Origin of the sequence: Micromonospora sp. WMMD736 (assembly GCF_049179015.1) — a bacterium.
Lineage (GTDB): Bacteria > Actinomycetota > Actinomycetes > Mycobacteriales > Micromonosporaceae > Micromonospora.
On record NZ_JBMHMI010000152.1, the window covers coordinates 1 to 3146 of the forward strand.

Consider the following 3146-nt stretch of genomic DNA (forward strand, 5'->3'; position numbering starts at 1 on the left):
AGTCCCCTCGACAGCGGAACGATACCGTCGAACTGTGACCAGGGCACTCTTCCCGATCCGGTCAGGCCACGCGCGTCACCCCAGGTTCAACGGGACGCGCGCCATCAGGCCGCCGTCGACGATCAGGTCGGTGCCGGTGACGTAGCTGGACTCGTCACTGACCAGCCACAGCGCTGCCCGGGCCAGCTCGCCGGCGTCCCCGACGTGGCCGAGAGGCACCTGTCGGGCCAGCGGGTCCAGGACGGCGGGGTCGACCTCGCGTGGCCGAATCATCGGTGTGTCGATACCCCCAGGCACGATGCAATTGACCCGGATGCCGCGGTCGGCGAGCTCCAGCGCGGCCACCCGGGTCAGCCCGCGCAACGCGAACTTGGCCGACGAGTAGCCGGCCAGGCCGGGGTGCGCACCGACGCCGTCGACCGACGCGACGGTGACAATGGCGCCGCCGCCGGCCTCGGTCATTCCCGGGATGCAGGACCTGATGCCGCGAAACACTCCGGTCTGGTTGACCGCGATGCTCGCCTCGTAATCAGCGGGCGAGAGGTCGGCAATGTAGGAGAAGCTCGCGATCGCCGCGGGGTGGGCATACGCCGTGACCGGTGCGTCGCCGATACTCACCGCGACGGAGTGCGCGGCGGCCCAGTCATCGTCAGAGCGGACGTCGAGGTGCACGAAGACGGCGCGGTCGCCGAGGTCGTCAGCGACAGCCGTGCCGAGGTCGTCGAGCACATCACCGATGACGACGACCGCGCCTTCGGCATGGAACAGACGCGCCGTGGCCTCGCCCATACCGCGGGCGCCGCCAACGACCAGCGCCGTGCGCCCCGTCAGTCGGTCGTACGTGCGCGTCTCGGCCGGTCGGCGTTGTGTCGAGGCCGACATGTTGGCGCTGATCAGGCTGGCCGCCCCCTGCACGAGGGTGGGTTCGGCCGTCATCGGATCGACTTTTTTGTCGACGCGGGAAGGTCCTCGCGGCTGCAGCCGGGAAGAGCCAGCGGGAAGTCGGGTCCGAATACCGCAGCCGGGGTGCGGTAGCCGGGCTCGACGCGGCCGTCCTCGGAGACTGCGACGGAGATCATCGTGGCCAGGTCGAAGGTGATCGCGTACACGTTGGGCGTACGCATCCGGGCGCGGCGTACGTCGCCGGCGTCGTTGCGCACCTCCGCGACGATGGTCGCGCCGTACTTGGCCAACTGCTTGGCGTTGGGCCCAGGTGGCAGTCGGTCGAGCAGCCACTCCCCCGTAGCGGCGACGCTCGGCCGGGCGATGAGTCCACTGACCTTGGTGCTGCCGGCGATCAGCGCGTCCACGACTTTGTTGAAGGTGGTGAACGAGGTGACGTTCGGGATATCCGTGGAGCGGTATGACACCGCAAGGTCGCCGAATGTGATCGCCGGGCAGGAGACCGGGCCCGATCCGAAGTCGAACGTCTTGGTCAGTTTGTCTGGGGCCGGCACCAGGCGGTGGTCGCGACGCACCAGGGCGCCCTGGCTGAACAGCAGGAGTGAGGTCTTGGCGGAGCCCCTGGTCATCGGTCCGGCGTAGCTGAAGCCGACTTCCAGCCAGGTGGCGTCGGGCAGCTGGTTCTTCAGGTACACGGCGAGGCAGTCACCGGGCACCAAATCGAAGCCGACGCCGGGCATGAGCATCACGCCCGCCGCGGTGGCCTCGGCATCGAGCTGCGCGCACCGCTCGAACACGTCGATCTCGCCGGTGACGTCCAGGTAGTGCGTGCCCGTGGCCAGGCACGCTTGCACGAGTTGCTCGCTGGTGCGGAAAAACGGCCCCGCGCAGTTGAGCACCACGTCGACGTCCGCGAGCGCCTTTTCCAGCCCTGCCGTGTCGGCGAGGTCGACGTCCTGCCAGGCCAGGCCGAGCGGTTCGGCGACGGCGCGCACCTTGTCGGGCGCGCGACCGGCAAGCACGGGCTTGTGCCCGAGCTCGACGGCGCGCTGCGCGGTGCGACTACCGGTGTAACCGGAGGCCCCGTAGATCATCCAAGCCACGTGGCTCAAACCCCCGACATCTCGCGCTGCGGAACGGTCGCTGCTGCCACCTCGAGGCGGGCCCGGTCGGCGACCAGTTCCGGGAAGCCACCGTGGAGCAGACGCACGGCGAACCACACAATGAGCACCGCGAAGACCGTGGTCACGACGCCGGCGAAGTGCACCAGCCACATGGGGGCGTCCGGGTTCGCGTTGATCAGCATGTACGCAGGCGCCGCCGCGGCGGTATGCCCACCGACCACGCAGATCGGCACCAACGGCAACACGAGCAGCTGCTTCCAGCCGTGCAGCATCGGCCAAATCTTGTAGATCACGATGGCCGGCAGCATCACCGAGACCATGTTGGCGATGGCCATGTCGATCGGCATGAAGCCCAGGACCAGCGGCTGGTGGCCGTAGTACTCCCACAGATCGAGAGCGATCGGGATCTGTTCGACGAGCAGTACCGCGGCGAACGCGAACACCGCCGACCGCGCCCACAGCTTCGGGGTCATCGTGCGCTCCTCGGCCTTACGCCACATCAGAACCAGCGCGAGACCGAAGTACCAGATGTAGCCGAGCACGATCGCCCATGGGATCGGCTGACCGTCGACCACGAACGCGCTGATCTGGCCGACCGGCCGATGCTGGACGTTGCCCAGCGTGTCGGCGATCGGCTCGAGCATGATCGAGAACAGCCCGGCGAGCGCGAACAGCAGCGGCAGTGCGCTGCGCTTGCGTAGCGCCAACCAGGCGCAGTAGGCGACGAAGATCGCCGCGCCGCCGCCGAAGATCGCGAGCAGGATCTCGCCCGCGGGCGAGGGCATCACCCAGGTCGGGTCGGGCAGGGGCTGGGTGAGGTCGGGTGATTCCATTTCCATCTCCTCGGGTTCAGACCGCGACAGCGGTCGGCTGTGTCGGCTCGGTCGGATCGAACAAATGGCCCTCGGTTGTCGACTGCTTCTTGACGGCGCGAAGAGTCAGCACGGTCATGAGGATCACCCAGGCGAACAGCGCGCTGAGTGGCACCCAGAACGCCAAGACGCCGTCCCAGGCGAAGGGGCCGTCCTTGAGGAAGGCGACGAGGCTGGCCGGGAACGTGGCGAAGCAGAACCACAGTGATGCCCATCCGGACCAACGGGGGTACGGGGCGTCGGCCCC

At 68.3% G+C, this 3146-nt stretch carries 4 protein-coding genes; all 4 read right to left on the reverse strand.

Going from position 1 to position 3146, the window contains the following annotated elements:
- Nucleotides 1–75: 75 nt before the first annotated feature.
- Nucleotides 76–936 carry an SDR family NAD(P)-dependent oxidoreductase gene (locus ACN269_RS34930; protein WP_421477642.1) on the reverse strand — a complete coding sequence of 287 codons (861 nt, stop codon included), beginning with the start codon at nt 934–936 and terminating at the stop codon, nt 76–78.
- A complete protein-coding gene (locus tag ACN269_RS34935) occupies nt 933–1997 on the reverse strand; it encodes a saccharopine dehydrogenase family protein (RefSeq protein WP_421477644.1) in 1065 nt (354 codons plus the stop codon). The genes ACN269_RS34930 and ACN269_RS34935 overlap by 4 nt, the downstream gene beginning before the upstream one ends.
- 14 nt (nt 1998–2011) lie before the next feature.
- A complete protein-coding gene (locus ACN269_RS34940) occupies nt 2012–2860 on the reverse strand; it encodes a hypothetical protein (RefSeq protein ID WP_421477646.1) in 849 nt (282 codons plus the stop codon).
- Between the two features lie 16 nt (nt 2861–2876).
- The coding region (locus ACN269_RS34945) for a hypothetical protein (RefSeq protein ID WP_421477648.1) at nt 2877–3146 on the reverse strand (270 nt) is incomplete at its 5' end.